General features: G+C 60.1%; 26 protein-coding genes. 17 read left to right on the top strand and 9 right to left on the bottom strand.

All coding sequences use genetic code 11. From position 1 onward, the window contains the following. The first annotated feature begins 30 nt into the window (after window positions 1-30). The 4 genes from EEQ99_RS27390 (at window position 31) to EEQ99_RS27405 (ending at window position 4,714) form a co-directional block, all read left to right on the top strand. A complete protein-coding gene (locus tag EEQ99_RS27390; protein WP_097544492.1) occupies window positions 31-678 on the top strand; it encodes a BON domain-containing protein in 648 nt (215 codons plus the stop codon). Window positions 679-744: 66 nt separating this feature from the next. Further along, on the top strand, window positions 745-1,044 hold the full coding sequence (locus EEQ99_RS34760; protein WP_164735972.1) for a hypothetical protein: 300 nt from the start codon (window positions 745-747) through the stop codon (window positions 1,042-1,044). A gap of 422 nt (window positions 1,045-1,466) precedes the next feature. Then, on the top strand, window positions 1,467-1,982 hold the full coding sequence (locus EEQ99_RS27400) for an Hsp20/alpha crystallin family protein (RefSeq protein ID WP_047617325.1): 516 nt from the start codon (window positions 1,467-1,469) through the stop codon (window positions 1,980-1,982). A gap of 56 nt (window positions 1,983-2,038) precedes the next feature. Continuing rightward, a complete protein-coding gene (locus EEQ99_RS27405) occupies window positions 2,039-4,714 on the top strand; it encodes a cation-translocating P-type ATPase (RefSeq protein WP_097544491.1) in 2,676 nt (891 codons plus the stop codon). An 88-nt stretch (window positions 4,715-4,802) separates the two neighbouring features. On the opposite strand, the gene EEQ99_RS27410 is transcribed toward EEQ99_RS27405, so the two are convergent. Continuing rightward, window positions 4,803-5,786, bottom strand: coding sequence for a zinc-dependent alcohol dehydrogenase family protein (locus tag EEQ99_RS27410; protein ID WP_097544490.1), 984 nt, complete (start codon window positions 5,784-5,786; stop codon window positions 4,803-4,805). A gap of 202 nt (window positions 5,787-5,988) precedes the next feature. Between EEQ99_RS27410 and EEQ99_RS27415 the strand changes: the two genes are divergently transcribed. The 3 genes from EEQ99_RS27415 (at window position 5,989) to EEQ99_RS27425 (ending at window position 9,631) form a co-directional block, all read left to right on the top strand. Continuing rightward, entirely contained in the window at window positions 5,989-6,420 is a 432-nt protein-coding gene (locus EEQ99_RS27415; RefSeq protein ID WP_063473402.1) for a DUF3775 domain-containing protein, read from the top strand. 92 nt (window positions 6,421-6,512) lie between these two features. Further along, window positions 6,513-7,775, top strand: coding sequence for an MgtC/SapB family protein (locus EEQ99_RS27420; protein WP_063473415.1), 1,263 nt, complete (start codon window positions 6,513-6,515; stop codon window positions 7,773-7,775). 260 nt (window positions 7,776-8,035) lie between these two features. Continuing rightward, the gene (locus EEQ99_RS27425; RefSeq protein WP_244604853.1) at window positions 8,036-9,631 is read left to right on the top strand and encodes a heavy metal translocating P-type ATPase; all 1,596 of its coding nucleotides are present in this window, start codon (window positions 8,036-8,038) and stop codon (window positions 9,629-9,631) included. Here the strand turns inward: EEQ99_RS27425 and EEQ99_RS27430 are convergent, their stop codons facing one another. Beyond that, a complete protein-coding gene (locus EEQ99_RS27430; protein WP_047617327.1) occupies window positions 9,632-10,453 on the bottom strand; it encodes a universal stress protein in 822 nt (273 codons plus the stop codon). Between the two features lie 131 nt (window positions 10,454-10,584). Between EEQ99_RS27430 and EEQ99_RS27435 the strand changes: the two genes are divergently transcribed. After that, window positions 10,585-11,409, top strand: a complete 825-nt coding sequence (locus EEQ99_RS27435) for a universal stress protein (protein WP_063473400.1) — start codon at window positions 10,585-10,587, stop codon at window positions 11,407-11,409. A gap of 120 nt (window positions 11,410-11,529) precedes the next feature. Continuing rightward, a complete protein-coding gene (locus EEQ99_RS27440; protein WP_097544488.1) occupies window positions 11,530-11,988 on the top strand; it encodes a pyridoxamine 5'-phosphate oxidase family protein in 459 nt (152 codons plus the stop codon). Window positions 11,989-12,048: 60 nt separating this feature from the next. On the opposite strand, the gene EEQ99_RS27445 is transcribed toward EEQ99_RS27440, so the two are convergent. Next, window positions 12,049-12,882, bottom strand: a complete 834-nt coding sequence (locus EEQ99_RS27445) for a universal stress protein (RefSeq protein WP_097544487.1) — start codon at window positions 12,880-12,882, stop codon at window positions 12,049-12,051. 125 nt (window positions 12,883-13,007) lie between these two features. On the opposite strand from EEQ99_RS27445, the gene EEQ99_RS27450 reads away from it, so the two are divergent. Further along, entirely contained in the window at window positions 13,008-14,609 is a 1,602-nt protein-coding gene (locus EEQ99_RS27450; protein WP_029868360.1) for an MBL fold metallo-hydrolase, read from the top strand. Continuing rightward, complete coding sequence (locus EEQ99_RS27455) at window positions 14,609-14,974, top strand: hypothetical protein (RefSeq protein WP_097544486.1); 366 nt, start codon at window positions 14,609-14,611, stop codon at window positions 14,972-14,974. Before EEQ99_RS27450 ends, EEQ99_RS27455 begins: the two co-directional genes overlap by 1 nt. 113 nt (window positions 14,975-15,087) lie before the next feature. Here the strand turns inward: EEQ99_RS27455 and EEQ99_RS27460 are convergent, their stop codons facing one another. From EEQ99_RS27460 to EEQ99_RS27470, 3 genes are all read right to left on the bottom strand, one after another. Next, complete coding sequence (locus EEQ99_RS27460) at window positions 15,088-15,912, bottom strand: universal stress protein (protein ID WP_127431371.1); 825 nt, start codon at window positions 15,910-15,912, stop codon at window positions 15,088-15,090. Between the two features lie 150 nt (window positions 15,913-16,062). Beyond that, entirely contained in the window at window positions 16,063-16,368 is a 306-nt protein-coding gene (locus tag EEQ99_RS34765; protein WP_048338295.1) for a hypothetical protein, read from the bottom strand. A gap of 231 nt (window positions 16,369-16,599) precedes the next feature. Further along, window positions 16,600-16,836: a DUF2798 domain-containing protein gene (locus EEQ99_RS27470; protein WP_097544485.1), complete on the bottom strand. Its 237-nt coding sequence runs from the start codon at window positions 16,834-16,836 to the stop codon at window positions 16,600-16,602. 237 nt (window positions 16,837-17,073) lie between these two features. Between EEQ99_RS27470 and EEQ99_RS27475 the strand changes: the two genes are divergently transcribed. Beyond that, window positions 17,074-17,796 (top strand): YoaK family protein, encoded by a 723-nt coding sequence (locus EEQ99_RS27475; protein ID WP_127431372.1) that lies wholly within the window; start codon window positions 17,074-17,076, stop codon window positions 17,794-17,796. 67 nt (window positions 17,797-17,863) lie between these two features. Continuing rightward, the gene (locus EEQ99_RS27480; protein WP_127431373.1) at window positions 17,864-18,652 is read left to right on the top strand and encodes a YdcF family protein; all 789 of its coding nucleotides are present in this window, start codon (window positions 17,864-17,866) and stop codon (window positions 18,650-18,652) included. Window positions 18,653-18,749: 97 nt separating this feature from the next. Here EEQ99_RS27480 and EEQ99_RS27485 read toward each other — a convergent pair whose 3' ends face one another. Further along, on the bottom strand, window positions 18,750-19,223 hold the full coding sequence (locus EEQ99_RS27485; RefSeq protein WP_029868354.1) for a hypothetical protein: 474 nt from the start codon (window positions 19,221-19,223) through the stop codon (window positions 18,750-18,752). Window positions 19,224-19,511: 288 nt separating this feature from the next. On the opposite strand from EEQ99_RS27485, the gene EEQ99_RS27490 reads away from it, so the two are divergent. After that, window positions 19,512-20,147 carry a trimeric intracellular cation channel family protein gene (locus EEQ99_RS27490; RefSeq protein WP_063473397.1) on the top strand — a complete coding sequence of 212 codons (636 nt, stop codon included), beginning with the start codon at window positions 19,512-19,514 and terminating at the stop codon, window positions 20,145-20,147. A gap of 13 nt (window positions 20,148-20,160) precedes the next feature. On the opposite strand, the gene irrA is transcribed toward EEQ99_RS27490, so the two are convergent. Next, a complete protein-coding gene (gene irrA, locus EEQ99_RS27495) occupies window positions 20,161-20,580 on the bottom strand; it encodes an iron response transcriptional regulator IrrA (RefSeq protein ID WP_047617346.1) in 420 nt (139 codons plus the stop codon). 301 nt (window positions 20,581-20,881) lie between these two features. Between irrA and fabA the strand changes: the two genes are divergently transcribed. From fabA to fabI, 3 genes are read left to right on the top strand one after another with little or no spacing between them, the layout of a single operon-like run. After that, on the top strand, window positions 20,882-21,397 hold the full coding sequence (fabA, locus tag EEQ99_RS27500) for a 3-hydroxyacyl-[acyl-carrier-protein] dehydratase FabA (protein WP_047617348.1): 516 nt from the start codon (window positions 20,882-20,884) through the stop codon (window positions 21,395-21,397). Window positions 21,398-21,442: 45 nt separating this feature from the next. Then, the gene (fabB, locus tag EEQ99_RS27505; protein ID WP_047617350.1) at window positions 21,443-22,675 is read left to right on the top strand and encodes a beta-ketoacyl-ACP synthase I; all 1,233 of its coding nucleotides are present in this window, start codon (window positions 21,443-21,445) and stop codon (window positions 22,673-22,675) included. Window positions 22,676-22,679: 4 nt separating this feature from the next. Next, the gene (fabI, locus tag EEQ99_RS27510; RefSeq protein ID WP_127431374.1) at window positions 22,680-23,486 is read left to right on the top strand and encodes an enoyl-ACP reductase FabI; all 807 of its coding nucleotides are present in this window, start codon (window positions 22,680-22,682) and stop codon (window positions 23,484-23,486) included. 98 nt (window positions 23,487-23,584) lie between these two features. On the opposite strand, the gene EEQ99_RS27515 is transcribed toward fabI, so the two are convergent. Next, window positions 23,585-24,601: a class I SAM-dependent methyltransferase gene (locus tag EEQ99_RS27515; RefSeq protein ID WP_127431375.1), complete on the bottom strand. Its 1,017-nt coding sequence runs from the start codon at window positions 24,599-24,601 to the stop codon at window positions 23,585-23,587. Window positions 24,602-24,632: the final 31 nt, after the last annotated feature.

Genomic DNA, 24,632 nt, shown 5'->3' on the forward strand with positions numbered 1-24,632 from the left:
ATGTCGATGAAACCAAGTGGAGAGAAGGCTATGAACAACATTGCGTTGAGACAGGCCATTCTGGACGAACTCGAATTCGAGCCAAGTGTCGATGCGGCCAATATTGGCGTAGCCGTTGATAGTGGCATCGTTTCCCTCACCGGACATGTCCGCACGTATTCGGAGAAGGAGGCGGTCGAGCACGTGGTCAAACGCGTGAAGGGGGTTCGCGGCATCGCCCAGGAAATCGAGGTTCGTATCTTTGGCGCTCGCATCACCGACGACGACGATATCGCGCAGCGGGCGGTAAAGATGATCGACTGGAATGTCTGCATCCCGAAGGAAGCGGTGCAGGTGCGGGTCCTCAAGGGTTGGGTAACCTTAACCGGCGCGGTCGAGTGGCAATATCAGAAGGACGCTGCGTCAGATGCCGTCAAAGACCTGGCCGGCATTGTTGGCCTCTCGAATCTGGTCGAGGTTAAACCCAAGGCCAGCGCGGCCAACGTCAGGAAACGCATCGAGGATGCCTTCGAGCGCGATGCGGAGTTGCAGGCCGAGGCAATCCGAGTCGATGTTTCCGGCGGCAAAGTGACGCTGAAAGGCAAGGTCAGGACCTGGGCAGAACGACGCGCTGCCGAGCGAGCCGCTTGGTCGGCGCCCGGGATCACCACACTCGATGATCAGCTCTCGGTCGGTTGATCGACGTCTGACATCGATGGCGGCCCCCTGGCCGCCATCGGAGCGCTGAAACAGGTTATATTTGTCATGGACACGATACCCACCCGGACGGGAGAAGCACTGCTTGCGGCGGCGGGCAGCCCTCCGCCCTATCATTCCGACCGTGATTTCCGGCTTGAGCGAAGCACGGATGATGAATGGCGAATCGTCATTCTGTCGGCCCGCGCCCGAGCGTGGGTCCACGAACAGTTCTGTGGTCCGCTATGCCAATGTCTGAGTGACAGCATCGCTCTCGACATGCTGAGCGCCGATCGTTTTCTCAAGCAAGCGCACGATCAGGGCCTTCGAACGGAGTTCGTTGGGCGAAGCGGCAAAGATCTGTACTGATCAATGAAGAAGATCACTGTCTGATGCGGAAGAAAAGCTGTCGCTGTCGTCTGAACCGCTGACGGCAAAGCCGAAACCGGCGCCCGCGAAGGTTCTCAACACTTGCTCGCGAGAGAGCGTTTTCGCAAACTTCCTTGCCCAGAGGCACCGTCCTCCGCACTGGCGCCGTGCGATGTCGGCTCGTCCCGATCCACCTGCCTCAAAGCCTCGTGTTGCAGCTATGCATGGGCGATTTTGCTCTGCCGTCTCACGGAGATTGCCCGGGCATCGCGGCGAAACACACATTGACGGCGATCAATGCCGCGTTGCCCGTTATCGGCTTTGATCGGTCCGTTGCCGAACGCGAAGTTCGGTTATTGCGGCGATCGTCTGCCGACCCCGCCGCGAAACGGTCCCACACGTTACGACAGAGGAGCAAGAACATGGCCAACACAGCCACCAAACTGCCGATCAAGACCGATGAGAAGAACAAGACCCCGCAGAGGGGCCTTTCCACCTTCGAGAGCCTGCGCTCGGAGATCGATCGGCTCTTCGACGATTTCACGCCGAGCTTCTGGCATCGCCCCTTTTCGAGACTGTCCTTCGACAAGGCGCTCTCGACGATCGTCTCTCCGGCCGTCGATCTCGTCGAGAGAGACAATGGTTATGAAATCACGGCTGAACTGCCGGGTATCGACGCCAGCAATGTCGACGTGAAAGTCACAAACGGCATTCTCGCCATTACGGCCGAAAAGCAGGAGACCAAAGAGGAGAAGGACAAGGAGTATCATCTTTCCGAACGCCGTTACGGCGCCTTCCACCGCGCATTCCAGCTTCCGCCGAGCGTCGACAGCGCCAAGATCGATGCGTCTTTTGCCAACGGTGTGCTGACGGTAAAGCTGCCGAAAAGCAACGACGCCCTGAAGAGCGAACGCAAGATCCCGATCAAGGCGGGCTGACTCTTCCGATGCGGGCGCGCCGTAACGGCGCGCCCTCTCTTGGGACGAGTTCCTTGATGAAGATCAAGGCGAGGCTGCCGGACATCCCGTCCTATGAGGGCATGAACCACGCCGCTCAAATCCGCTGCGATGAGACAGGGCTTTCGCAAGCCGAAGCCGAAGCGCTGCTGCGTCGCTTCGGCCGCAACGAGTTGCCGAAATCAATTGCTCCCGGCTTCCTGCTCGTCTTCGCGCACCAGTTCCTGAGCCCGCTGATCTACATCCTGATCTGCGCCGCGGCGGTTTCCGCCATTGTCAGCGATCTAAAGGACGCGGCCTTCATCGCGGTAGTCCTCATTCTCAACGGCGCGATCGGCGCTTTCCAGGAATACTCGGCCGGCAAGGCTGCCGCTGCCCTGCGTAATCTCGAACAGCCCAGCGCGCTGGTGATCCGCGATGGAATGCAGCAGACCATTGCCGCAACCGACCTTGTTCCGGGAGATCTTCTCGTGCTGGAATCCGGTAGGCGCGCGCCGGCCGATCTCACGCTCTTTGCCTGCGACGACCTTCAATGCGACGAATCCCTGCTGACGGGAGAATCCGTGCCGGTGCGCAAGTTCGCAAACGGCAGCGGCTCCTCCCAGGTCTTCGCCGGAACCATGATCGTCAGAGGGCGCGGTCGCGGCCGCGTTTCGGCGACAGGGTCGGCCACCGAACTCGGCAGGATTGCAACCAGTATCGGCGAAAGATCACGTTCGCAGCCACCGTTGCTGATCCGGCTCGAGTATTTCTCGCGCAACATAGCCTACTCGGTCGCCGTTGCCACGGCCTTGCTTCTTGCTGCCGGCCTGGCGCGGGGCCTTTCACTTCACGATCTTTTCCTGATGAGCGTCGGTCTTGCCGTCAGCGCGATTCCCGAAGGTTTGCCCGTCGCCATCACCGTTGCGCTGGCGATCAGTATGCGCCGGATGTCGAAGGCCAATGTCATTGTCCGCAACATGACGGCCGTTGAAGCGCTCGGCTCGTGCACGATGATTGCCACCGACAAGACCGGCACCCTGACCATGAACGAGTTGACGGTGACGGAAATGATCCTGCCGGAAGGAACCCGCCTCTTCTTCGACGCCGGCCATGACCTCGATCGCTGCGAGTTGCACGCACCCGGCGTCACCCGCGAAGTCGCTGCCGAAAGAGCCTTTTCGCTGCTGAAGGCTGCCGCCCTGCCGAATGAGGCGACCCTTCAGCAGCAGGCTGATGGCTGGAGCGGCACCGGCGACACCGTCGACATCGCACTGCTGGCGGCGGCCCGAAAAGCCGGCATCGATCACAGGCATCTGCGCGCGGATTTTCCCGCCCTCAGCGCCATTCCCTATGAGCCGGACCTGCGTTATGCCGCCTCCTTCCACGACGCGGAAGACAGCGTCCATGTCTTCGTCAAGGGCTCGCCCGAGACGGTGCTCGCCATGGCCGATCGAATGGACACAGGCAAGGGTTTCGTCGCCCTCGACAAGGCAGCGCTCGTCAAACAGAAGGAAGAACTTGCCGGCCGCGGCCTGCGCGTGCTCGCCTTCGCCTATGGCGAGATGGCAGCGGCTTCCGACGACATCTATGGCCGCCATCATCTCGTCAACCTCGTCTTTCTGGGCTTCGTCGGCATGAAGGATCCGATCCGGCCCGAAGTACCCGATGCCATTCGTCGCTGCCGCACCGCGGGCATCGCGGTCGCCATGATAACCGGCGACGATCCCCGCACGGCGGCCGCCATCGCCGCCGAAGCCGGCCTGGATTTCGACGACGTCCAGATCGCAACCGGCGCCGAAATCGCCAAAGCGGAGCAGGAGGGGGCGGCGATCCTCGATGCTTTGACCGCCCGCACGCGGCTCTATGCGCGCGCGCAGCCGGCACAGAAGCTTTCGATCGTGCTGTCGCTGGCGCGGCAGGGCCATTTCGTTGCCATGACCGGCGACGGCGTCAACGATGCGCCGGCGCTGAAACACGCCCATGTCGGCGTTGCTATGGGTCGCAAAGGCACGGATGTCGCCAAGGACAGCGCCGACATCATCATCACCGACGACAATTTCTCCTCCGTCGTCGCCGGTATCGGCGAGGGCCGGGTCGCCTATGCCAATATTCGCAAGGTGATCTTCATGCTCATCTCGACCGGGGCGGCTGAAGTGCTGCTCTTCATGCTGGCAATTCCGCTCGGCCTGCCGATGCCGCTGCTGCCGGTGCAATTGCTGTGGTTGAACCTGGTCACCAACGGCATCCAAGATGTCACGCTCGGTGCCGAAAAGGCCGAAGGCGACGAATTTTGCCGTCCGCCACGCAAGCCCTCGGAACCGATCCTCGACCGGCTGATGTTGCGCCGTGTGCTGCTTTCCACCCTCGTCATGGGTCTTGGTGGTTTTGCCATCTTTTACTGGCTGCTGCTGAACGGCTATTCGGAAGGGGCGGCTCGCAACATGCTGCTCCTGCTCTTCGTCCTCTTCGAGAACGTCCAGACCTGCAACAGCCGCTCGGAATATCAGTCTCTCTTCAGGCAAGGTTTTGGCGGTAACCTGCTGCTGCTTGCCGCTGTGCTCGTCGCCCAGGCGGTCCACATGCTCGCTATGCACCTCCCCTTCCTCAGCGACATACTCTCCCTGCAACCGGTATCTCTTGGCGAATGGGCAACGCTTCTGGCGCTCGCCTGCGCTCTGCTTGCGGTCTCCGAGGTGGACAAATGGTGGCGCAGGCAGCACCGCGACAACTGACGACAAGACGCGGCGGCCAGCCATGGCGGTAATTTGCGTGCGCCCGTCTGAAATCCCATCATGCAGTGGCCAGCGATGACCCATCGGCTCAGGGCTTCAAGACAGCCGCTCCGCTCAATCGGCCGGCACGCAGGTCGTCGAGCGCCGTATTGGCTTCGGCAAGCGGATAGACGGTCGTGTGGGTCCTGACGCCTGCGTGGCGGGCAATGGGGAAGAATTCCTCCGCATCTTCACGCGTCAGATTTGCGACCGAAACAACGCTTCGCTCCCCCCAGATCAGCGCATAAGGCATGGCCGGAAGCTCACTCATGTGGATACCTCCGCAGACGACCCTTCCGCCCTTTCGCACCGCCTTCAGTGCAGCCGGTACGAGTTCGCCGACAGGTGCGAAGATGATTGCGGCGTCGAGCATGACAGGCGGAGCTTCATCCGAACCCCCTGCCCAGGCAGCGCCAAGGCCGAGCGCAAAACCTTGCGCTGCAGCGTCGCCGCTGCGTGAGAAAGCGTAGACCTGACGGCCCTGCCAGCGGCATATTTGCGCGATGATATGGGCGGCTGCGCCAAAGCCGTAAAGCCCGATCCGGGCGCCGTCTCCAGCCTTCTTCAGCGAACGCCAGCCGATCAGTCCCGCGCATAGCAGCGGCGCAAGAGCGACCGGATCGGCCTCGCTGTCGAGCGCAAATGCGTAAGCTGCATCGGCAACGACATGGGTGGCAAAACCTCCATCGCGCGTATAGCCGGTAAATTGCGGTTGGTCGCAGAGATTTTCCTCTCCGCTGCGGCAGAACGAGCAGCGGCCACATGTGTGGCCGAGCCAGGGTACGCCGACCCTTTGCCCTCTGCGTGACGCCGCGACACCTTCGCCGACCGCCTCGACGACGCCGACGATCTCATGGCCGGGAACGAGGGGAAGCTTCGGGTTCGGAAGATCGCCGTCACAGACGTGAAGATCCGTCCTGCAGACGGCGCAGGCTTCGACCTTCAACATCAACTGGCCTTTGCCCGGCGCGGGATCGGCGCGCTCCACCAGACGTAAAGGGGTCCCGATCGCCTCCAAAATCATCGCCTGCATCAGCGTCTCCTCATTTCGCAAACCGTTACGGTCTTGAAAACGCGACGATCGGCATCGACGAGCGTCAAGCCTACGTCCTGCCCATTCTCGTTCGCCGTTTTCGTCATGTGACGGTGGGGTAGATTGATCCTTCTCAATGCAACGGCAGCCCGATGTCACATGGTATATAATTGAAATGAAATATTGGGCGCGGAGGCCACTTATGAATGACCCTGTGAACGAGGCATGGATGCCGAGCATTTCCCCGGAGACCGTCCGCTATCTCATCCTCAAGGCTAAGGAGTTCGACGTCAAGGATGTCATCACCGAGCCGGATCCGGGCTCGAACCCGAGCGACGACAACATGATCGGAGTGCTGGAAGATCATGACGACGATCCCGTCGAGACCGAACTCAGGAGTGCAATCTGGGCTCTCAACGAAGACGAACAGATCGATCTGGTCGCCTTGGCGTGGCTCGGTCGAGGCGATGGGAATGTCAATGATTGGGATGAGCTTCGCAGCCGAGCAGCGGATGCGCACAATAGACGCACAGCGGCCTATCTTCTCGGCATGCCTCTCCTGCCGGATTATCTCGAGGAGGCGCTCGACCAGTTCGGTGAGACGTCCACAGACGATGCGCTGGGCCGGCTCTGACATTGCCGGCGCATGATTCGAAATGAACGGCAACGACATAGACGGCACAGGTACCTTCCGCGATGGATGGACCGGCACGTCTGGACCATCAGATGATGACATCATTGGTAACGACAGAAGCATTCCAGCGCCTCAGCCTCGCGCTTGCGATAGGCATCCTGGTCGGTATCGAGCGCGGCTGGCAGGATCGTGAGGCCGCGCCAGGCAAAAGGGTGGCGGGAATCCGCACCTATGGCCTGTCAAGTTTCCTGGGCGGCTTCTGCGGTTTCCTGCAGCCCGTCACGGGGCCAATTCTGCCGACGGCTATCTTTGTTTCCTTTTGCGTCACAATCCTCGTTTTCAGCCGCATGCAGGCAACACATGACGAAGACTACAGTGCAACCGGCACGATTGCCGCAATAACGGTCTTCGCACTGGGTTTCGGCGCGGTCGTTGCAGATATGACGGCAACGGCAGCAAGCGCGGTTGCAATAACGGCCCTTCTCGCCGCGCGGGAACCCTTGCATGGATTTCTTCGGCGCCTGACCTGGCTCGAGCTGAGGGCCGCCCTGATCCTGCTGACGATGACGGTCGTCATCCTCCCGATCCTGCCCAATGAGCCGGTCGATCCCTGGCAGGCGATCAATGTCTTCGAGCTTTGGATGATGACGATCCTGGTGGGAGCCGTTTCCTTTGTTGGTTATATCCTGATCAAGATTGGCGGCGCCCGTGCCGGAATCCTGTTGACCGGCGCCAGCGGCGGTATCGTCTCGTCGACAGCCCTGACGCTTTCCTTTGCCCGCCAGTCGATACAGATGCCCGCCCTCTCACCGCTCCTTTCAGCCGGAGCGATGCTGGCGGGAGCCGTTTCTCTCGCCCGGGTGCTTTTGATTTGCGGCCTCATTGCACCGGCTGTACTCAAGGAGCTGGCTCCATCGCTCGCTCCCGCTGCCATGATCTTCGCCATCGGAGGCGGCCTTGCCGCATCGTTGCGGCGCCCGGACGAGAGCACTGATTTTTTGCCGCGAAACCCGCTTGAGGTCATGGTCGTGCTGCGTTTCGCGCTTGTTCTCGCCGTCGTGACCGTCCTGACACGCTTGACCCTGATCGTCTTCGGAACCCAGTCATTGGTCGCCCTTGCGTTCATCACCGGACTGGGCGATCTCGATGCGATAACACTTGCCGTGGCGAAACTGTCATCCATCCAGGTGCCTGCAGATGCAGCCGCTCGCGCCATAGCGGTCGCGGCGTTCGCCAATATGCTTGCGAAGGCCGTTCTTGCGGCAAGTGTTGGGAGCATCGCCTATGCAATTCGTTTCGCGATCGCAGGCTGTGTCGCGACTTTTGCTGGGATTGCCGGCTTGGTTCTGGCATGAGTGCTTCTTCGCGTATCAATTACCGCCTTCCAATAACCTTCACGGTTATTCACCGCATTTGGCCTCTTTCGCTCGCGGCTATCGCAATCACAGGCCTCATCGTCGGCGGTCTGTTGCGGTGGTGGCATGGCGATCTGCTTTTCTGGTCCACCACCGCTCTGGTCAGCGCGACGATCACTGTCATCGTCGCGCTTTCTGTTGACGTCGCACTCAGTTTGAGGCGTGGCGATATCGGCCTGGATCTTATCGCGGCCCTGTCCATGAGTGCTGCGCTCTGGTTTGGCGAATATTTTGCCGGCGCCATCGTTGCTGTCATGTATGCAGGCGGGCAGTTTCTGGAAAGCTTTGCTCAAGGGCGCGCAGAGAGCGGTATGAGCGAACTTCTGTCTCGCGCCCCCCGTAGCGCTGTTCGTGTCACCGCATCCGGCCTGTCCGAGGTTCCCATCGCGGCACTTGTCCCGGGAGACAAGCTGCTCGTCCGAAAGGGCGACGTGGTCCCTGCCGATGGCAAGGTTGTAGCCGGTCACGCGCTCTTGAACGAGGCGGCTCTCACCGGCGAGCCGTTGCCGGCGCGGCGGGAAAGCGGTGAATTGATCATGAGCGGGTCTTCCAATCTCGGCGATGCTTTTGAAATGATCGCCTCCGGCTCAGCAAGCGAAAGTACATATGCCGGAATAATCCGCATGGTGAGCCAGGCCCGAAACTCGAAAGCGCCAATATCGAGATTGGCCGACCGCTTCTCCCTCGCCTTCCTGGCGATGACCCTGGTGATCGCCGGCCTGGCCGCATGGTTGTCGGGCGATCCCACGCGGATTGTTGCAGTTCTGGTCGTCGCGACACCTTGCCCGCTGATTCTCGCCGTTCCCGTCGCACTCGTGGCGGGAATGTCGAAAGCTGCCCGTGCAGGCGTCCTGGTCAAAGGAGCTCATGTCCTCGAGGTCCTCGCGACCATCTCGGTGGTCGTCTTCGACAAGACAGGCACGCTGACGACTGGAGAGCCTGCTGTTGTCAGAATCGAGACCGATCGGGATGCCGAGGAGATTTTGCGTCTCGCGGCATCCGTGGATCAAGCCTCTGGCCACGTGATTGGTCAAACGATTGTCGAAGAAGCGAAGCGACGTGGCCTGAGGCTTGCCAAACCTGCCCAACTCGCAGAAGTGCCAGGAGAAGGCATCGAGGGATATGTGGACGGACGCAAGGTAGCCGTTGGCGGATGGGATTTCATTGCCGGCAAGACAAGGTCCGCCACTCGCCCTGGCCCGAAGGACAACAGCACGGTCACAGCCTATGTCGCGATCGATGACGCTCTCGCCGGTACGATCGTCATGGCCGACCCGGTTCGCAAGGATGCTGTCCCGGCGATCGCGGATCTTCGACGTTTGGGCGTCAAGCGGCTTAGCCTTGCGACCGGTGACAGGGCCGAAGTCGCGGACGCCGTCGGCCTTGCTCTTCGTCTTGATCAGATCAGTGCCGAGCTTGAGCCGGCCGAGAAAGTTCAGAGGGTGACGGCGGAAAGATCCTACGGGCGCGTCATGATGATCGGTGATGGCGTCAACGATGCACCTGCACTTGCTGCTGCCGACGTCGGTGTTGCCGTTGGCCGGCGCAATCTTGCCGCCGCCGCTGAAGCGGCGGATGTCGTGTTGCTGCGGGATGACCTGGGGCAGATTGGAACTCTGCTGCAAACCGCGCGGCGGTCCCGTGCGATCGCTCTTCAGAGTGTCGCTTGCGGTGTCGGTCTATCGGTGATCGCGATGGTTTGTGCGAGCCTGGGATACCTCACGCCTGTGCAGGGCGCCCTTCTCCAGGAGGTGATCGATGTTGCCGTGATCGGCAACGCACTCCGTGCTCTCTAGTTAGTGGCAAAAGAGAGCGGGCATTTCAAGGCGCGTCAACAGTGACCGTGTGACCCCACCCAGAACGAATTCGCGCAGCCGCGAATGACCGAACGCGCCGGCGACCAGCAAATCAGCCTTGCGTTCCAGCGCCGCAGCTTGGATGACGCCGGCTGACGGTTCTCCGTTCGCCTGGACGGCCGTGACATCGACGGCAAGGCCGGCCTTTCGAAGTGCAGCCGCAAGGTGGTCTCGCCTGCGCTCGTCAATCTGCTTGTCGTCGGTCACGGAAATCAGGACGACACGCGAAGCCTGTTCCAGCAGGAATCTGGCACCTGTCAGTGCCCGCGCGACGGTGGCTCCCCCATCCCAGGCGACGGCGACAGCATCGATCCGCCCGCAGAAATTGTCCGTGGGAAAAAGCAGGAGCGGTCTACCGCTTTCAAACAGCACGCTCTCGATCAGCGGCCTCATTATTTCGGATGCTTCCAGAATCGAAAGATCATATGCGCGTGACAGCTCGGCAAGAGCTTGGGCGACAAACGGTTGCCTCGCGTCGAATGGCTGGATCTCAACCTCGATCTCGGCTTGCTTCGCATAGTCACGCAGCGTCTGCCCGAGAACGGCGCCATTGTCTCTGCTGACGTGCTCGGCATCCGCACGCATTTTTTCCACGTCAAGAAATGACGGAAGTCGCGGTTGCACGGGTTCAATTCTGACCAACGGTATACTTGCCGTTAAATCAGCCTTTTGGTGAAGGGAAACAGCGACAGCATTCTGAAGGAGCGAAAAGGAGCTTGCGTCTGGATAGGTGACTAGGGGCAAATGAAATTGCGCTTTCATGGGTGATGTCCTCCCGATGATTGGAGCTAGCATCGCCTGTTCGTGCGGCCCGCGCTTTGACGAAAATCAAGGTGATAAATCGCAGAAGCGCGAGCATGATTTGAATGTCCTCACGAAGGAGGGAGCCAGCCATGACTTTCAAATCCATCCTTACGCATTTCGATATCGATGCCCAGCCCGATCATCGCTTCACCTTTGCGATAAACCTCGCTGAGCGTTGCAATGCTGAACTCGCCTGCATATCCGCGGCCCAGCCGCTATTCGTGATCGAGCCAAGCATCGGACCGACATCCGGAACCAAAATCATGCGTGAAGAGATGGAGGCCGTCGAGACGCGACAACGCGACCTGCACGAGCGGATCATGCGACATGCGCCGTTCAGGAACCACGTCTCCTGGCAGACAAAGGCTGCCGACCCGGCAACTTTTGTCGTTGAAAATGCACGAGCGGCCGACCTTATTGTCCTCTTTGATGTCGAGAAGGGTCAGGCACGCGATTACCGACGCACGGTTAACATACCGGACGTTTTGCTGTCGGCGGGCAGACCGGTGCTGCTACCTTCGGCCTCCCGGGCTCCTCTGGAAGCTCAGACGATTGTGATTGCCTGGAAGGACACGAAGGAATCGCGGCGGGCAATTGTCGATGCGATGCCTCTGTTGATCTTGGCGCAAGACGTGGTCGTCCTTTCGATCGAGGAGAGCCACCCGATCGATGAGCAAGCGCTGAATGATGTTGTTCGGTTTCTCTCCCGCCATTCGGTTCCAGCCCGGAGCATCATCGAGCCGCGACAGACAGGCGATGCAGGGATGACGATCATCGAAGCTGCAGATAGGTTGGCGGCAGATCTGATTGTCGCAGGCGCATATAGCCACAATCGATTTCGCGAACGTGTCTTCGGAGGGATCACCCGCACGCTGCTCCATAACAACGCCATCAACCGGCTTTTGTCGAATTAACCGGTACTCCAAGGCGGGGAGAGTCTCGCCTCTGTGGGAGTTTCAGTCATTGCGCTCCATCAACGACAGGGTGTGATCAGGTGGTAATATATGAACTTGTCGCGGCAAGGAGAGTTACCGATGAGCTACATCCTGAAAGACTTGACGCAAGCAGAATGCTTCGCCGTTCTTGAGCATTCCCGGTTTGGCCACCTGGCCTGTTGCAAGGATGACAAGCCCTACTTGGTGCCGATCTACTTCGCTTATGCAAAGGGTGTGATCTACAGTTTTTCCATGCCCGGCCGGAAGGTCGACTGGATGCGCGCGAACGAAAACGTCTGTTTGCAAATCGACCAGCATGGCACGGGCAAGGGCTGGACGAGCGTCGTCGTCGATGGGCGCTTCGAAGAGTTTCCGGATACAGACCTTTGGCGCAATGAAAGGCTGCAAGCCTGGTCGTTGCTGCAAAAACACTTCGATTGGTGGGAAATCGGTGCCTTGAAGCCGCAGCCGCAGGCAACGGCCTCGGAGTCCGAGCACATATTTTACGGCATATTTGTCCGTGAGGTTACCGGTCGAACGGCGCTTTCCGTTGATTGAAAGCCGGGCCGTTGATTGAAAACCGGGGGAGGACGCCCGGGATGAACCCGGGCGTTTTGCTCAATGGGCGAGGAACAGGGGAATTTTGGTTTCCTCCAGCATCGATCGCGTTACACCGCCAAAAAGACGCTGCTGAAGCCGGGGATGATTATATGCGCCCATGACGATCATGTCGGCAGCGACATCGGCGGCATGCTGGCGCAGCACCTCATCGACGCGGCGGCCGCCGCTTGCGACGCAATCCACATCAACTTTCACCCCGTGGCGTGCCAGAAAGGTGGCAACGTCAGCGCCTGGTTCTTCACCATTCGCCGATGATGATGCCAGCGGATCGACGAGCGTGATATGCACCGATTCAGCAGCCTGCAGGAACTCGATCGACTGACGTGCCGCGCGCGAAGCCTCGTCGCTGGAGTCCCAGGCCAGCAGGATCGCTTTTGGAGCAAGCCCGACATTGGACTTTCTCGGGTTGATCAGCATCGGTGTCGGCGACCGGAACAGGGCACCATCGATAACCCTGCGCCGCAGTTCCTGGTCACGGGCGGCCTGAGGGCCGACCAGGACGAGATCGGCATAGAGTGCCCGCTCTGCAATATCTTCGTCCGCCCAGGCGAATTCGGTGTAGATCTCCTGCACCTCGAAAGAGACCTCGCTCCTTGCGAGGACTGCTTTGATCTCGGAACTCTTATCGGCCAGGCGATCGATTTCGCGCTGACGTTCTTCGACCCAGACCGTCGAGACAACCTCGTAGGAACCGATAGGGGGCGCTGCGCCCATCGAAATCGCCATTGCGGTGAGATGGGCGCCGTGGGTTTCGCAAAAGTCGATGGCGCCCTTCAAGTCTTCGTCGAAGTGATTGACGCCGAGGACGCTCAAAACAGTTTTGATGGTCATGACCAGTTGCCTCTCTTGTTGGAATTGACCAACCCTAATCTCCCTTGCTCCCCCATTCATTGATCTGCCGCAAAGCGGTCGGTGTTCCCGCCGGCTAGGATGTGTAAACAATTGGGGGGCAGGCCATGTCAGATCCTGTTTTATATTTTCACGGTGCAGCCGGATCGGTGACCGGCTCCTGCTTTCTTTTGGACCATCGTGGTGTTCGGATCGTGATCGATTGCGGCATGTTCCAAGGATCGAAAACGGAGAAGGAGCTGAACTATCGTCCTTTCCCTTTCGAGCCGGCCGCCGTTGACGCTGTCATTTTGACCCACGCACATATCGATCATTCGGGCCTAGTCCCCAAGCTGGTGAAGGCCGGGTTTGCCGGACATATTTACTGTACCGCTGCCACCTTGGACCTGTGCGGGATCATGCTCCAGGACTCCGGCCATATCCAGGAATCGGAGGTCGAGCAGCTCAATCGCCGCAATCGCTGGAGATCACGCGACGCCATAGAACCAATTTACAACGCGGATGACGCACGAGTCGCGATGACGCAATTTCAAGCCGTCGCTCATAAGGAATGGCACGAGCTTTCTGGCCACCTCCGCTTCCGGTTCTGGGACGCCGGCCATCTTCTCGGCTCCGCATCGGTCGAAATCGAGCTTTCGGGAACGGATGAACCGATCCGAATGCTGTTTTCGGGCGATATCGGGCCTCAGCATAAATTGCTGGAGGCTGCACCCGAAGCGCCCCAGGGGTTCGACTATGTCATCTGCGAAAGCACCTATGGCGATCGCGAGCGGGACGAAGTTTCGGATGAAGCACGGCGCGGGCTGCTCCTTGAAATTGTGCTGAAGGCCCATCACCCAAGCGGCGCTTTGCTGATTCCGTCCTTTGCGGTCGAACGAACCCAGGAGCTTCTGGCTGATCTCAACATCCTGATGGACGAAGGCAGTCTGCCGCGCTGTCCGATCGTGATCGACTCGCCGCTCGCGTCGCGCGCCACTGCGATATTCAAGCGTTACGCGCGCGCCATGGCGAACGGTAATTTGCTGGTCAAAGCATTGAATTCGAAGAACGTGCGCTTCACGGAAACCGCCGAGCAATCGAAGGCGCTCGACCTTATCCGTGGCTTCCACATTATCATCGCGGCAAGCGGAATGTGCGAGGCGGGCCGGATTCGTCATCGGCTCAAGAACTGGCTTTGGCGCGATGAGGGCAGTGTTCTCATCGTCGGTTTTCAGGCGGAGGGAACGCTCGGACGTCTACTCCAAGACGGAGCGCGCACGGTCAGGATCCAAGGCGATGAAATCGTCGTGCGTGCAACCATTCACTCTCTGGAGGCGTATAGTGGTCATGCCGATGCGACCGAATTGATGCAGTGGGTGGCAGCGCGCAAACCGGTTCGAACAGGATTGTTCCTGGTTCATGGCGAAGATGCAGCGCGCGACCAGTTGAAATCCCGTTTGGCATTGGAGCAGCCGGATATCACGGTCCTTATCCCCTCGCTCGATGCTTGTTACCGCCTGACGAGGCAAGGCGCGGAACTCTTGGGCCCTGCTTCCCCGCGCCCGCGTCTTGCACCACAAGAGGTTGGCCATCCTGATTGGCACAATGAGTACCAGTCGATCGTTATCGACTTGGAAGAGCGCTTGCGCCGTCGACCTGATCGAAAGGGACGAGCGGTGATCCTGCGTCGGGTGAAAAGAGCGCTCGATGATGAAATGGGAGAACAATGATGTTGGTTACAGATCGTGACTGCCAGAGCGGAGGAGCGCGATTTGCCGTGCCGACGCTCGGCGAAATCGAAGGAAAACTTCTGGTTTCGGAAGTGGTCGCTACCAGCTGCCTGCGGCACCTTTTCGCTCACACGAACGATGCCGTTGTGCCTGCCATCAAACGCCGGATCAGACGATCGCTCGAAACCCGCTGCCAGGCGGAAAAGCTCTGCCACGATGATACGGAAGCGGCCGTGGAATATGCTTTTCAACTGGTGGAGGGGGCAGCCGAAGCGGCCGGCAGGAAGCGGACGGTTTCATCGAAACCTGGCGGCTGCGAGACGATTCGTCGGCTGAGGGCGATGCATGGTCCTTCCGGTCGTTAGGTTGGAAGGGAGAATAACCGGCGTGCATATGTTCCATGCCTTCGATTGTTCTGGCGATACGAGTTCGGAGCCGTTTGCTCCGAATTCGATCGTTGAAGATGGCGTGCCAGTGCTCAATGCGACAGCAGGATAGGCAGGCTGATATTGGTCAGCACGGCTTGAGTAGCGCCGCCGAGCACGAATTCGCGCAGACGCGAATGGCCGAACCCGCCCATGACGAGAAGGTCTGCCCGCAATTCGAAGGCTTTGGTCTGCAGCACCTCGCCGACTGGTTCGCCGCGCGCACGCACGCGCGTCGCCTCCGCGACGACACCGCTCTTCAGCAGATTCTCCACCAGATAATCGCCGGTCTCGAATTCCACCGGCTTCTCGTCGATGACGGAAAGCAGGCAGACCTTGGAAGCCCGTTCCAGGAAAAACGAGGCATCATGTGCCGCCCGTGCGGCAGCGCGGCTGCCATCCCAGGCGATGGCGACGTGATCCATCCGGCCGCCGAAAGGTGCAGACGGATATAGGATGAGCGGCCGACCTGACGCAAACAGCACCGCCTCGACGACCGGACGGGAGATCCCGGCCGATTCCAGAAGCACGAGATCGTAGGCGCGCGATGCTTCCGAAAGGACCTCGACGACGAAAGGCTCCGCAGTCTTGATCTCGCGCGTGCGCACATCCACGGAAGCGCCTTTTGCCGCATCGACCGCCATCCGGGTCAGCGCCGAGGCACGCTTGCGGCTGAGCGCCCCGGCATCCCGCGCCATCTTCGCCGCATCGATGATCAGCGACGACAGGGCATTGGACACGTCGGGAACGGTAATCTCCACCGCACAGACGGTCAGCGTCGCCTGCATGTGGTGCGCAAGTGCGACGGCGTTGGCGATCATGAATTCCGAAGTCGCATCCGGATAGGTGAGGAGCGGAAGAAAGAGGTGTTGCTTCATGCTGATCTCCAAACGGAAAGAGGCGAGAGCTGATATTCGCCACACTCTCGCACTGCCCTGGAATTATGAATTGACGTACGTCAAAGAGGGCGCCCTTCTGCGTGACGACGGTGTTGATCGATAGGCTTGCCGGCGCAAGCTATGGACCGATCAAGCTATGCTTGCCGGCTTGCTTTTGACATGCGCACTCTGCCGCCATGCAAGCAGATCGTCCGCGCCGATTCGGATGCGCCCATCCGGTTCGACGTCGCCGCAGTCATATTTCGCCGACGCAATCCGGCTGAACAAATCGATATTTTCCTGAAGCCGGCTTTCGTCGCAGCGTCGTGGTTCTGCGACCTCCTGAAGAGCTCCCCTGTCAATGACGACCATCTGATTTGCGCCGCCCGCATCCATCGCAAGCAACGCTTCCTCGCCGGACGACTTCATCATTCCACTGATCAGTTTTAATGGCATCACCCTATCTCCCGACCGATTGATCTCTTTGGAAAACCTGCCGCAGGAATGTTGTTGGACTGCCTGGGCAAGTTGCCGGACCTTATCCCTGCTCGAAAAGCATGCCTTGATACACATCAAAGGAGACGGCTTGCTGAACGAATGGCAAGGTCCTGCAGGGGGGGAGCTACGCGTGGGCGGCGGAACGCTTCCGGCAGGCCGCTTGCGCAGCCCGCCGGCGCCTCGCGCTCCTCACGCCTCAACGATCACAGCCGTCAGCCGCTTGACCACCGGCAGCACCAGTAGCAGGACAGGAAAGGCGATCGCCCAGGAGAGCAGCCATGCCGAGGGCCACATAGCAAGGGCAGGCGCGGTCAGGCCTTGGGCTCTCACGATACTGATCGCCGAGACGACTGACGTCATCAGCAGCGAGAGGATGAACGGCATGATGATCGTATTGTAACGTTTAGGGAGTTTGCCTTTGAGCATTTCGATCTCCGTAAGGTGCCGATCAGACAATTGCGCAGCGCCGACCGGCGGGTTGCGCGTTGATTGACGTAAACGCTTACGGAGCTTCGATCTGAAGCAACGCCGTCTCTATGGCCGAAAATGTCTTGCCGTTCAAGTCCGCCTCACCTCCTTCCGATCGTCTTTGCCAATTCCTCAACGAAAGGAATTATCCTTGTTGCCGCAATCTCAGCGATTCGGCTCCAGGACCTTCAGCCAATGACCAGAGCAAGACGCCGCCGCATCATCCGGACCAGACGAACCCTGACCGGGCTCGCCCTCGTCGGCTCGATTTCGTTTCTCGCCGGTATGACTGATGCAACCGGTCTTCTGCTCACCGGCGATTTCGTTTCCTTCATGACCGGCAATACGACGCGGGCCGCACTCGCCTTGAGTGAGGGCAATCTTTATCACGCGGCAGTCCTGGTCTCTGCCATCATCGTCTTCGTGCTCGGCAATGCGGCAGGCATCGTCATCTCTCATCTTTCGCAACGCCGCATCTTCGTGGTGCTTGGCTGCGTCGGCCTCGTCCTGGCGCTCGCCTCGATGATGACGGTGCAAAACATGCTCTTCGCCCGGTTCTACCTGATCGTTTTTTCCATGGGCATGGTGAACGCCGCCGTCGAGCACATCGAAGGCCTGCCGATCGGCCTGACCTATGTAACCGGTGCCCTGTCGCGCTTCGGCCGCGGGATCGGCCGCTGGATCATCGGTGATCGTCGTGTCGAATGGACGATCCAGATCGTACCCTGGGGCGGCATGGTGCTTGGTGCAATCGTCGGCGCCGTCCTGACGCGGCTGACCGGCGCGCATGCGCTGTGGCTGGTCTCCCTCTTTGCCATGGCGCTGGCGCTTGTCGCCATGCTCATCCCGCGGCCGCTCCAGCGCCGCTTCAATCAGAAGATCCCGCCGCACGGATCGGCCGTGCGGCGCGCGAAATAGACCGTCGCATTCCTGTTACCGTCGAATCGGATAGAAGGGACCGCCGCCAATCCTCAAGGAGTGGGTCTTGTTCCTGATTTCGAAGCTTGTCTGGATTTTCGCTCAGCCGCTGTCGCTGGCATTCTTCCTCGTCTTCTTGGCCCTCATTGCCGGCCTTCTGCGCTGGCGTATCTTAAGTATCCTCGGCGCAGCTGGTTCGGCCCTCATCCTTTTCGTTACGCTCTACACCACGGCTGGCAACCTCCTGATGCAGGGTCTCGAGCAGCGCTTCGCAAAGCCGGCCGCCGATCCCGACAACCTGCAGTGCATGATCGTGCTCGGCGGCGCCTTCGAAAACGAGGTGAACACGGCGCGCCACGGCATAGAATTCAATGGCGGAGCCGACCGCTTCGTCGAAGCTCTGCGGCTCGCGCAGAAATTTCCGCAGTCGCGCATTCTGGTATCGGGCGGCGACGGTTCGATCTCGGGCGTCTACGAAGGCGATGCGGCGGCATCCGAGCGGTTCTTCCCGCTCTTCGGCGTTGGCAAGGATCGCCTGATCGAGGAGAGACAATCGCGCACGACCTTCGAAAACGCCGTCAACACCAAGGAATTCCTGGCAAGCCAGGGGCTTTCCCATTGCCTGCTGATCACCTCGGGCTTTCATATGCCGCGATCCGTCGGCATCTTCCGCAAGCTCGGCATCGATATCGTGCCCTGGCCGACCGATTATCGCACCGACGGCCAGATGAGACTTGGATTGGATTTCACCCAGCCGAACCTCAATGCCCAGAACTTGGCAACCGCCATCCGCGAATGGTACGGCCTGGTCGGCTATTATCTCGCCGGCCGCACGTCGGAACTTTATCCGCAATAGAGCGCCGCGCGTCCAACAGGACGTGCCAAGGACGCTCGATCGCTTTGACTTTGCGCATGACCCGAATATCGATTCCGATTTCGGGTCATATGCTGCGCTATTTCTTCGAGATGGTGACGAATTTCGTGCCGCGGACGCGGGCCGTCACGATGCAGGGATCGCCCTCCGTGCGGTCGCAGAAACGCGGATGCATCTTCATCGCCAGCACCATGTTGCCGAAGCGCTGGACGAAGTCGTAGCCATAGATCTGCGCCGTCGCGATCATGAAATAACCGCCTTCGGCAACCTGCAGGTAGAAATTATAGGTGCAGCCGTCGTCATTGCATTGCGGCCCCTTCTGCCCGTCGCAGGTCAGCTGACCCTCATTGACCACCGCGTCGATCAGACCGTCATTGTTGATGTCCTGCCGGGTGACGAAGCCGTCGGCAAATTCGGCCGTCTTGCACTGCTCCTGGAAATGTTTCTTCTCGTAGATCTCAGGATCGGAAATCAGCGATTGCTGGCCGAAGGCGACAGCCGGCATGACAAGCAGCAGGACGATATTCAGAACGGCGAGCACCAGCGTTTTCACGGCTTTCCTCTTTGGATAAAGGCTCTGTGGCCCAATGCATGTCGCCAAAACTGTGCAGCGGTTCTAGGACAACGACATGCATCACGTAAAGACTCGAGCTTTATGGCGCCCCCGCCTTGCGCCGCCCTTGCCGCCGTGGTTCTGTTCTCGAGAACAGAATGATTTTAGGCCTAATTGGCCCAAAATCTGAATCCTGTTGTCAATTCAAGAGTTAGAGCATGATGTCATGAGAAAACCGCTCACACTTTTCGGCATCATGCTCTGAACGTCTGCCGGTTCGGGGTTCGCATGTCCTTGCTCGTCTATCTCGATTATGCCGGCATTGCGCTGTTTGCCGCGACAGGCGCGCTCGCCGCGTCACGCAAGCAATTGGACCTCATCGGTTTTTTGTTTTTCGCCATGGTGACGGGAACGGGCGGGGGTACGGTACGTGATATCGTGCTCGGCCGCGTTCCGGTCTTCTGGGTGCTGAACCCAGGCTATATCCTCGTCTGCTGCATCATGGGCGTCATCGTCTTTTTCACCGCCCACCTGCTGGAATCGCGCTATCGTCTGCTGATCTGGCTGGATGCGATCGGCCTTGCCGCCTATTGCGTGATCGGCGCCGCCAAGGGCCTTGCCGCCACCGGCTCCCCGACCATCGCGATCGTCACCGGCACGCTGACGGCGACCTTCGGTGGCATCCTGCGTGATCTGATGGCAAACGAGCCTTCGGTGCTGTTGAGGCCGGAAATCTACGTGACCGCAGCCCTCATCGGCGCCGGTGTGTTCACGGCGGCCAATGCGCTCGGAATGCAGCTCTATCTGGCGTCTGCCTGCGGCGTCGTGGCGGCCTTTGCGGTGCGCGGCGGAGCCCTGTGGTTCGGCTGGACCTTCCCGACCTACAAGCACAAGCCCGGCCGGCATCCCGACGATGTCATGTGAAGCGGCGGTGTCGTCAGCCCTGCTTTGCCCGCAGCCGGATCACCACGTCGACATGAGCGATCTCCATGCCCTCTGGCGGTTCCGGCAGATTGCCGATCGTCAGGTTGCTGACGGGAATGTCGAGCACCTCGTTCTCGCCTTCGATGAAGAAATGGTGATGGTCGGACACATTGGTGTCGAAATAGGTCTTGGCGCTTTCGACGGCGAGGACGCGGATCAGACCGGCTTCCGTGAACTGGTGCAGCGTGTTGTAGACGGTTGCCAGCGAAACCGGCACACCGGCGGCAACCGCCTCCTCATGCAGTTCCTCGACGGTCAAATGCCGGTCGCCCTTGGCAAACAGGAGGTCGCCGAGCGCCACACGCTGGCGGGTAGGGCGCAGTCCTGCACCGCGCAGCCTTACCTCTATTGCGATCGGGAGCGTACCCGTCATCAAGACCAACTCCGGTTATTCTGGCATAAAGCAATCATGTTTCTTCAAGCGGTATAACTTTTGCACCGGAGCCTTTCAATAGTTCAATGAGGGCAAGAGCCTGATAAACGCGGCAAAAACCGGCTTTTGACGCAAATAGGTCTGGTCGCGGCCCTGGCCTTCCTGTATGCGACCACCAAATAATGGCGCAAGCCTGGTCCGGGGCGATGAATGAAGCTGCCTTGCTCGTGCTTCATTTTCTGAAGAACTTGGACTACACGTTCACATCCATCGGCTTCACGCGGGGGGAAAAAGAAACTTTATGACGACCAGACAGTCCAGCTTCTCGTACGACGAACTCATCGCTTGCGCACATGGCGAGCTGTTCGGCCCCGGCAATGCGCAGCTGCCCCTGCCGCCCATGCTGATGGTTCATCGTATCACCGACATTTCCGAAACCGGCGGAGCCTTCGACAAGGGCTACCTCAGGGCCGAATATGACGTGCGCCCCGACGACTGGTATTTTCCCTGCCATTTCGAAGGCAATCCGATCATGCCGGGCTGCCTTGGTCTCGACGGCATGTGGCAGCTGACCGGTTTCTTCCTGGGCTGGCTCGGCGAGGAAGGCCGCGGCATGGCGCTTTCGACAGGTGAAGTGAAATTCAAGGGCATGGTCCGGCCGCATACGAAGCTGATCGAATATGGCATCGACTTCAAGCGCGTCATGCGCGGCCGTCTGGTCCTCGGCACGGCCGACGGCTGGCTGAAGGCGGACGGCGAAACCATTTATCAGGCGGCCGACCTTCGCGTCGGTCTATCGAAAGACAAGACGGCCTGAAACCGCATTTCGAGCGACGGACGAAAACAACAAAGGTTTGATCAGATGAGACGGGTAGTTGTCACGGGTCTGGGTGTCGTGTCCTCGATCGGAAACGACGCGGCCGAAGTCACCGAATCCTTGCGGCAGGCAAAGTCGGGTATCTCCTTTTCGAGCGATTTCGCCGAACATGGGTTCAAATGCCAGGTATGGGGCAGTCCAAAGCTCGGTTCGGCGGAACTTGCCGAACTGGTCGACCGCCGCGCCATGCGTTTCCTGTCGCAGGGCGGCGCCTGGAACCATGTCGCCATGAAGCAGGCGATCGCCGATTCCGGTCTCGAGGACAAGGACATCGGCAACAACGAGCGCACCGGCATCATCATGGGTTCCGGCGGTCCGTCTACCCGCACCCTGATCGAGGCTGCCGAGATCACCGTGAAGAACAACAGCCCGAAGCGCATCGGCCCCTTCGCCGTGCCGAAGGCGATGTCCTCGACCGCATCGGCGACGCTTGCCACCTGGTTCAAGATCCACGGCGTCAATTATTCGATCTCGTCGGCCTGCTCGACCTCGGCGCATTGCATCGGCAATGCCGCCGAAATGATCCAGTGGGGCAAGCAGGACGTGATGTTCGCCGGCGGCCACGAAGATCTCGACTGGACGATGTCCAACCTCTTCGACGCCATGGGCGCCATGTCCTCCAAATATAACGACACGCCGGACAGCGCCTCGCGCGCCTATGACGTCAACCGCGACGGTTTCGTCATCGCTGGCGGCGCCGGTGTGCTGGTGCTCGAGGAACTGGAGCGCGCCAAGGCCCGCGGTGCAAAGATCTATGCCGAAATCGTCGGTTACGGAGCAACTTCGGACGGCTACGACATGGTTGCCCCCTCGGGCGAGGGGGCTATCCGCTGCATGCGCCAGGCGCTCGCCACCGTCAAAGGCGACGTCGACTACATCAATACCCACGGCACCTCGACGCCGGTCGGCGACAGCAAGGAAATTGGCGCCATCCGCGAGGTATTCGGCTCCAGGATTCCGCATATCCAGTCGACCAAGTCATTGACCGGCCATTCGCTGGGTGCTGCCGGCGTGCAGGAATCGATCTATTCCCTGCTGATGATGCAGCAAGGCTTCATCGGCGAAAGCGCCCATATCGCCGAGCTCGATCCGGAATTCGAAGGCGTGCCGATCGTGCGCAAACGGATCGACGACGCGAAGATCGACATTGCCCTCTCCAACTCCTTCGGCTTCGGCGGCACCAACGCCACGCTGGTCTTCCAGCGTTATAACGGATAACAACATGTCGGGAATCATGCAGGGTAAGCGCGGGCTCATCATGGGCGTCGCAAACAACCACTCGATCGCCTGGGGGATTTCGAAAGCTCTCGCCGCACAGGGTGCGGAACTCGCCTTCACCTATCAGGGCGATGCGCTCGGCAAGCGCGTCAAGCCGCTGGCTGCCGAGGTCAATTCGGATTTCGTGCTGCCCTGCGACGTCGAGGACATCGCCTCGGTCGATGCCGTGGTCGACGCGCTCGGTGAGCGCTGGGGCAAGCTCGATTTCATCGTCCACGCCATCGGTTTCTCCGACAAGAACGAGCTGAAGGGTCTCTACGCCGATACGACGCGGGAGAATTTCAGCCGCACCATGGTCATTTCCTGTTTCTCGTTCGCCGAGATCGCCAAGCGCTGCGCTCCGTTGATGGAAGATGGCGGTGCGATGCTGACGCTGACCTATAATGGTTCGACGCGCGTCATCCCGAACTACAACGTCATGGGTGTTGCCAAGGCCGCGCTCGAGGCCTCGGTGCGCTATCTCGCCGCCGATTACGGTCCGCGCGGCATCCGCGTCAACGCCATTTCCGCCGGCCCGATCCGCACGCTTGCCGGCGCCGGCATCTCTGATGCGCGCGCGATCCTCTCCTGGAACCAGCGCAATGCGCCGCTGCGCAAGACCGTGACCATCGATCAGGTCGGTAATTCGGCGCTCTACCTGCTCTCCGACCTGTCCGCCGGCGTCACCGGCGAGATCCACTTTGTCGACGCAGGGTTTAACGTCACCTCCATGCCGACGCTGGAAACGCTGCGCAAGGCGGATGTCGAATAAACAACGACCCGATTGAAACTCAAAGGCCGTGCGCAGATGATGCGCACGGCCTTTTTGTTGTATCGGTTGGGATGATCGGTATCGAAGCCGCTTGAGCCCTATTTCTTCGCCCACAGCACCTTGAAGCGGGCGTTGCGGCAGGTTTCACCGCTTTCTCTGAAATTCGCTGCCAGAACCGGCTCGTAAGGCAGGCCGCGATTGGCGACGAGCATCAGGCGGCCGCCGCCGCGCAGGGCGGATGCGGCGGTCTTGATCATGGCCTGGCCGAGCGAAGGTTCGGCGGCGTGACCTTCGTGGAAGGGCGGGTTCATGATGACGAGATCGTATTTGTCCTTGACCGGTTCGCCCGCCAGATCGTGCCAGAAGAAGCGCGCAGGCGCGTTCGGGCAGTTCTCCGCCAGATTGTCCCTGGCCGCCTCCAGAGCCGCGTGATCGGCCTCGTAGAGGTCGAGGCGGGTCAGTCCACGCGATCTCCGCGCCAGTTCCACGGAGAGATAGCCCCATCCGGCGCCGAAATCCGCAACGTCGCCGGTGAAATCCTCAGGCAGGCGCGAGGCGAGCAGTTCCGATCCGGCATCGATCCGGTCATGCGAGAACATGCCGGCGGTCGCATGGAAACGGCCGTCGACGCGCACCGGCGCCTTTGCCAGCTTCGAGATGATCTCGCCGGCATCGGCAGGGCGACCGAACCAGAAGGCGACACCGTGATATTTCGGCATATGGTCGACGGCGAGATTGAAACCTTCCAGCCGCTTGCGTAGCGGCTGGATGCCGTCTTCCTTCGCACCGGCAACGACGATCAGGGCGCCGACCCGTGTGCGCGCGATCGCCGCGGCGAGGTTGGCTTCGTTCTCGCCCTTGTGCTTGGTGCAGAGCACCAGAGCCGCATCGTATTCGTCGCCGTCGATCTCCGGCTTCGCTTCGATCCGCTGCGCCAGCAGCTGCCGATAGAGCGGCCGGAAGCCCTGGACGGCGTTGAGCGAGGCGGCAAAGCCGTCCGGCAGCGCAAAGCCTGCCTCGGCGCCGAGGAAGAGCACGCGCTCGCCCTCGCCGGGCGCCTCGACTGTGCCGCTGGCAAAGGGATGGAACAGGGTCTTCAGCGTCTCGCGGCTCATGGATCTCGTCTCGACTTCGGATACAAAAAGG

Source organism: Rhizobium anhuiense (assembly GCF_003985145.1).
GTDB lineage: Bacteria > Pseudomonadota > Alphaproteobacteria > Rhizobiales > Rhizobiaceae > Rhizobium > Rhizobium anhuiense.

Coding starts and splice junctions, on each gene's coding strand:
- EEQ99_RS27515 (WP_127431375.1), bottom strand. CDS start 24,601: ATGAGCCGCGAGACGCTGAAGACCCTGTTCCATCCCTTTGCCAGCGGC.
- EEQ99_RS27410 (WP_097544490.1), bottom strand. CDS start 5,786: ATGCAGGCGATGATTTTGGAGGCGATCGGGACCCCTTTACGTCTGGTG.
- EEQ99_RS34765 (WP_048338295.1), bottom strand. CDS start 16,368: ATGCCATTAAAACTGATCAGTGGAATGATGAAGTCGTCCGGCGAGGAA.
- EEQ99_RS27405 (WP_097544491.1), top strand. CDS start 2,039: ATGAAGATCAAGGCGAGGCTGCCGGACATCCCGTCCTATGAGGGCATG.
- EEQ99_RS34760 (WP_164735972.1), top strand. CDS start 745: ATGGACACGATACCCACCCGGACGGGAGAAGCACTGCTTGCGGCGGCG.
- EEQ99_RS27450 (WP_029868360.1), top strand. CDS start 13,008: ATGTCAGATCCTGTTTTATATTTTCACGGTGCAGCCGGATCGGTGACC.
- EEQ99_RS27475 (WP_127431372.1), top strand. CDS start 17,074: ATGACCAGAGCAAGACGCCGCCGCATCATCCGGACCAGACGAACCCTG.
- EEQ99_RS27470 (WP_097544485.1), bottom strand. CDS start 16,836: ATGCTCAAAGGCAAACTCCCTAAACGTTACAATACGATCATCATGCCG.
- EEQ99_RS27425 (WP_244604853.1), top strand. CDS start 8,036: ATGAGTGCTGCGCTCTGGTTTGGCGAATATTTTGCCGGCGCCATCGTT.
- EEQ99_RS27390 (WP_097544492.1), top strand. CDS start 31: ATGAACAACATTGCGTTGAGACAGGCCATTCTGGACGAACTCGAATTC.
- EEQ99_RS27455 (WP_097544486.1), top strand. CDS start 14,609: ATGTTGGTTACAGATCGTGACTGCCAGAGCGGAGGAGCGCGATTTGCC.
- irrA (WP_047617346.1), bottom strand. CDS start 20,580: ATGACGGGTACGCTCCCGATCGCAATAGAGGTAAGGCTGCGCGGTGCA.
- EEQ99_RS27445 (WP_097544487.1), bottom strand. CDS start 12,882: ATGACCATCAAAACTGTTTTGAGCGTCCTCGGCGTCAATCACTTCGAC.
- EEQ99_RS27490 (WP_063473397.1), top strand. CDS start 19,512: ATGTCCTTGCTCGTCTATCTCGATTATGCCGGCATTGCGCTGTTTGCC.
- EEQ99_RS27415 (WP_063473402.1), top strand. CDS start 5,989: ATGAATGACCCTGTGAACGAGGCATGGATGCCGAGCATTTCCCCGGAG.
- fabI (WP_127431374.1), top strand. CDS start 22,680: ATGTCGGGAATCATGCAGGGTAAGCGCGGGCTCATCATGGGCGTCGCA.
- fabB (WP_047617350.1), top strand. CDS start 21,443: ATGAGACGGGTAGTTGTCACGGGTCTGGGTGTCGTGTCCTCGATCGGA.
- EEQ99_RS27430 (WP_047617327.1), bottom strand. CDS start 10,453: ATGAAAGCGCAATTTCATTTGCCCCTAGTCACCTATCCAGACGCAAGC.
- EEQ99_RS27400 (WP_047617325.1), top strand. CDS start 1,467: ATGGCCAACACAGCCACCAAACTGCCGATCAAGACCGATGAGAAGAAC.
- EEQ99_RS27435 (WP_063473400.1), top strand. CDS start 10,585: ATGACTTTCAAATCCATCCTTACGCATTTCGATATCGATGCCCAGCCC.
- EEQ99_RS27460 (WP_127431371.1), bottom strand. CDS start 15,912: ATGAAGCAACACCTCTTTCTTCCGCTCCTCACCTATCCGGATGCGACT.
- EEQ99_RS27440 (WP_097544488.1), top strand. CDS start 11,530: ATGAGCTACATCCTGAAAGACTTGACGCAAGCAGAATGCTTCGCCGTT.
- EEQ99_RS27420 (WP_063473415.1), top strand. CDS start 6,513: ATGATGACATCATTGGTAACGACAGAAGCATTCCAGCGCCTCAGCCTC.
- fabA (WP_047617348.1), top strand. CDS start 20,882: ATGACGACCAGACAGTCCAGCTTCTCGTACGACGAACTCATCGCTTGC.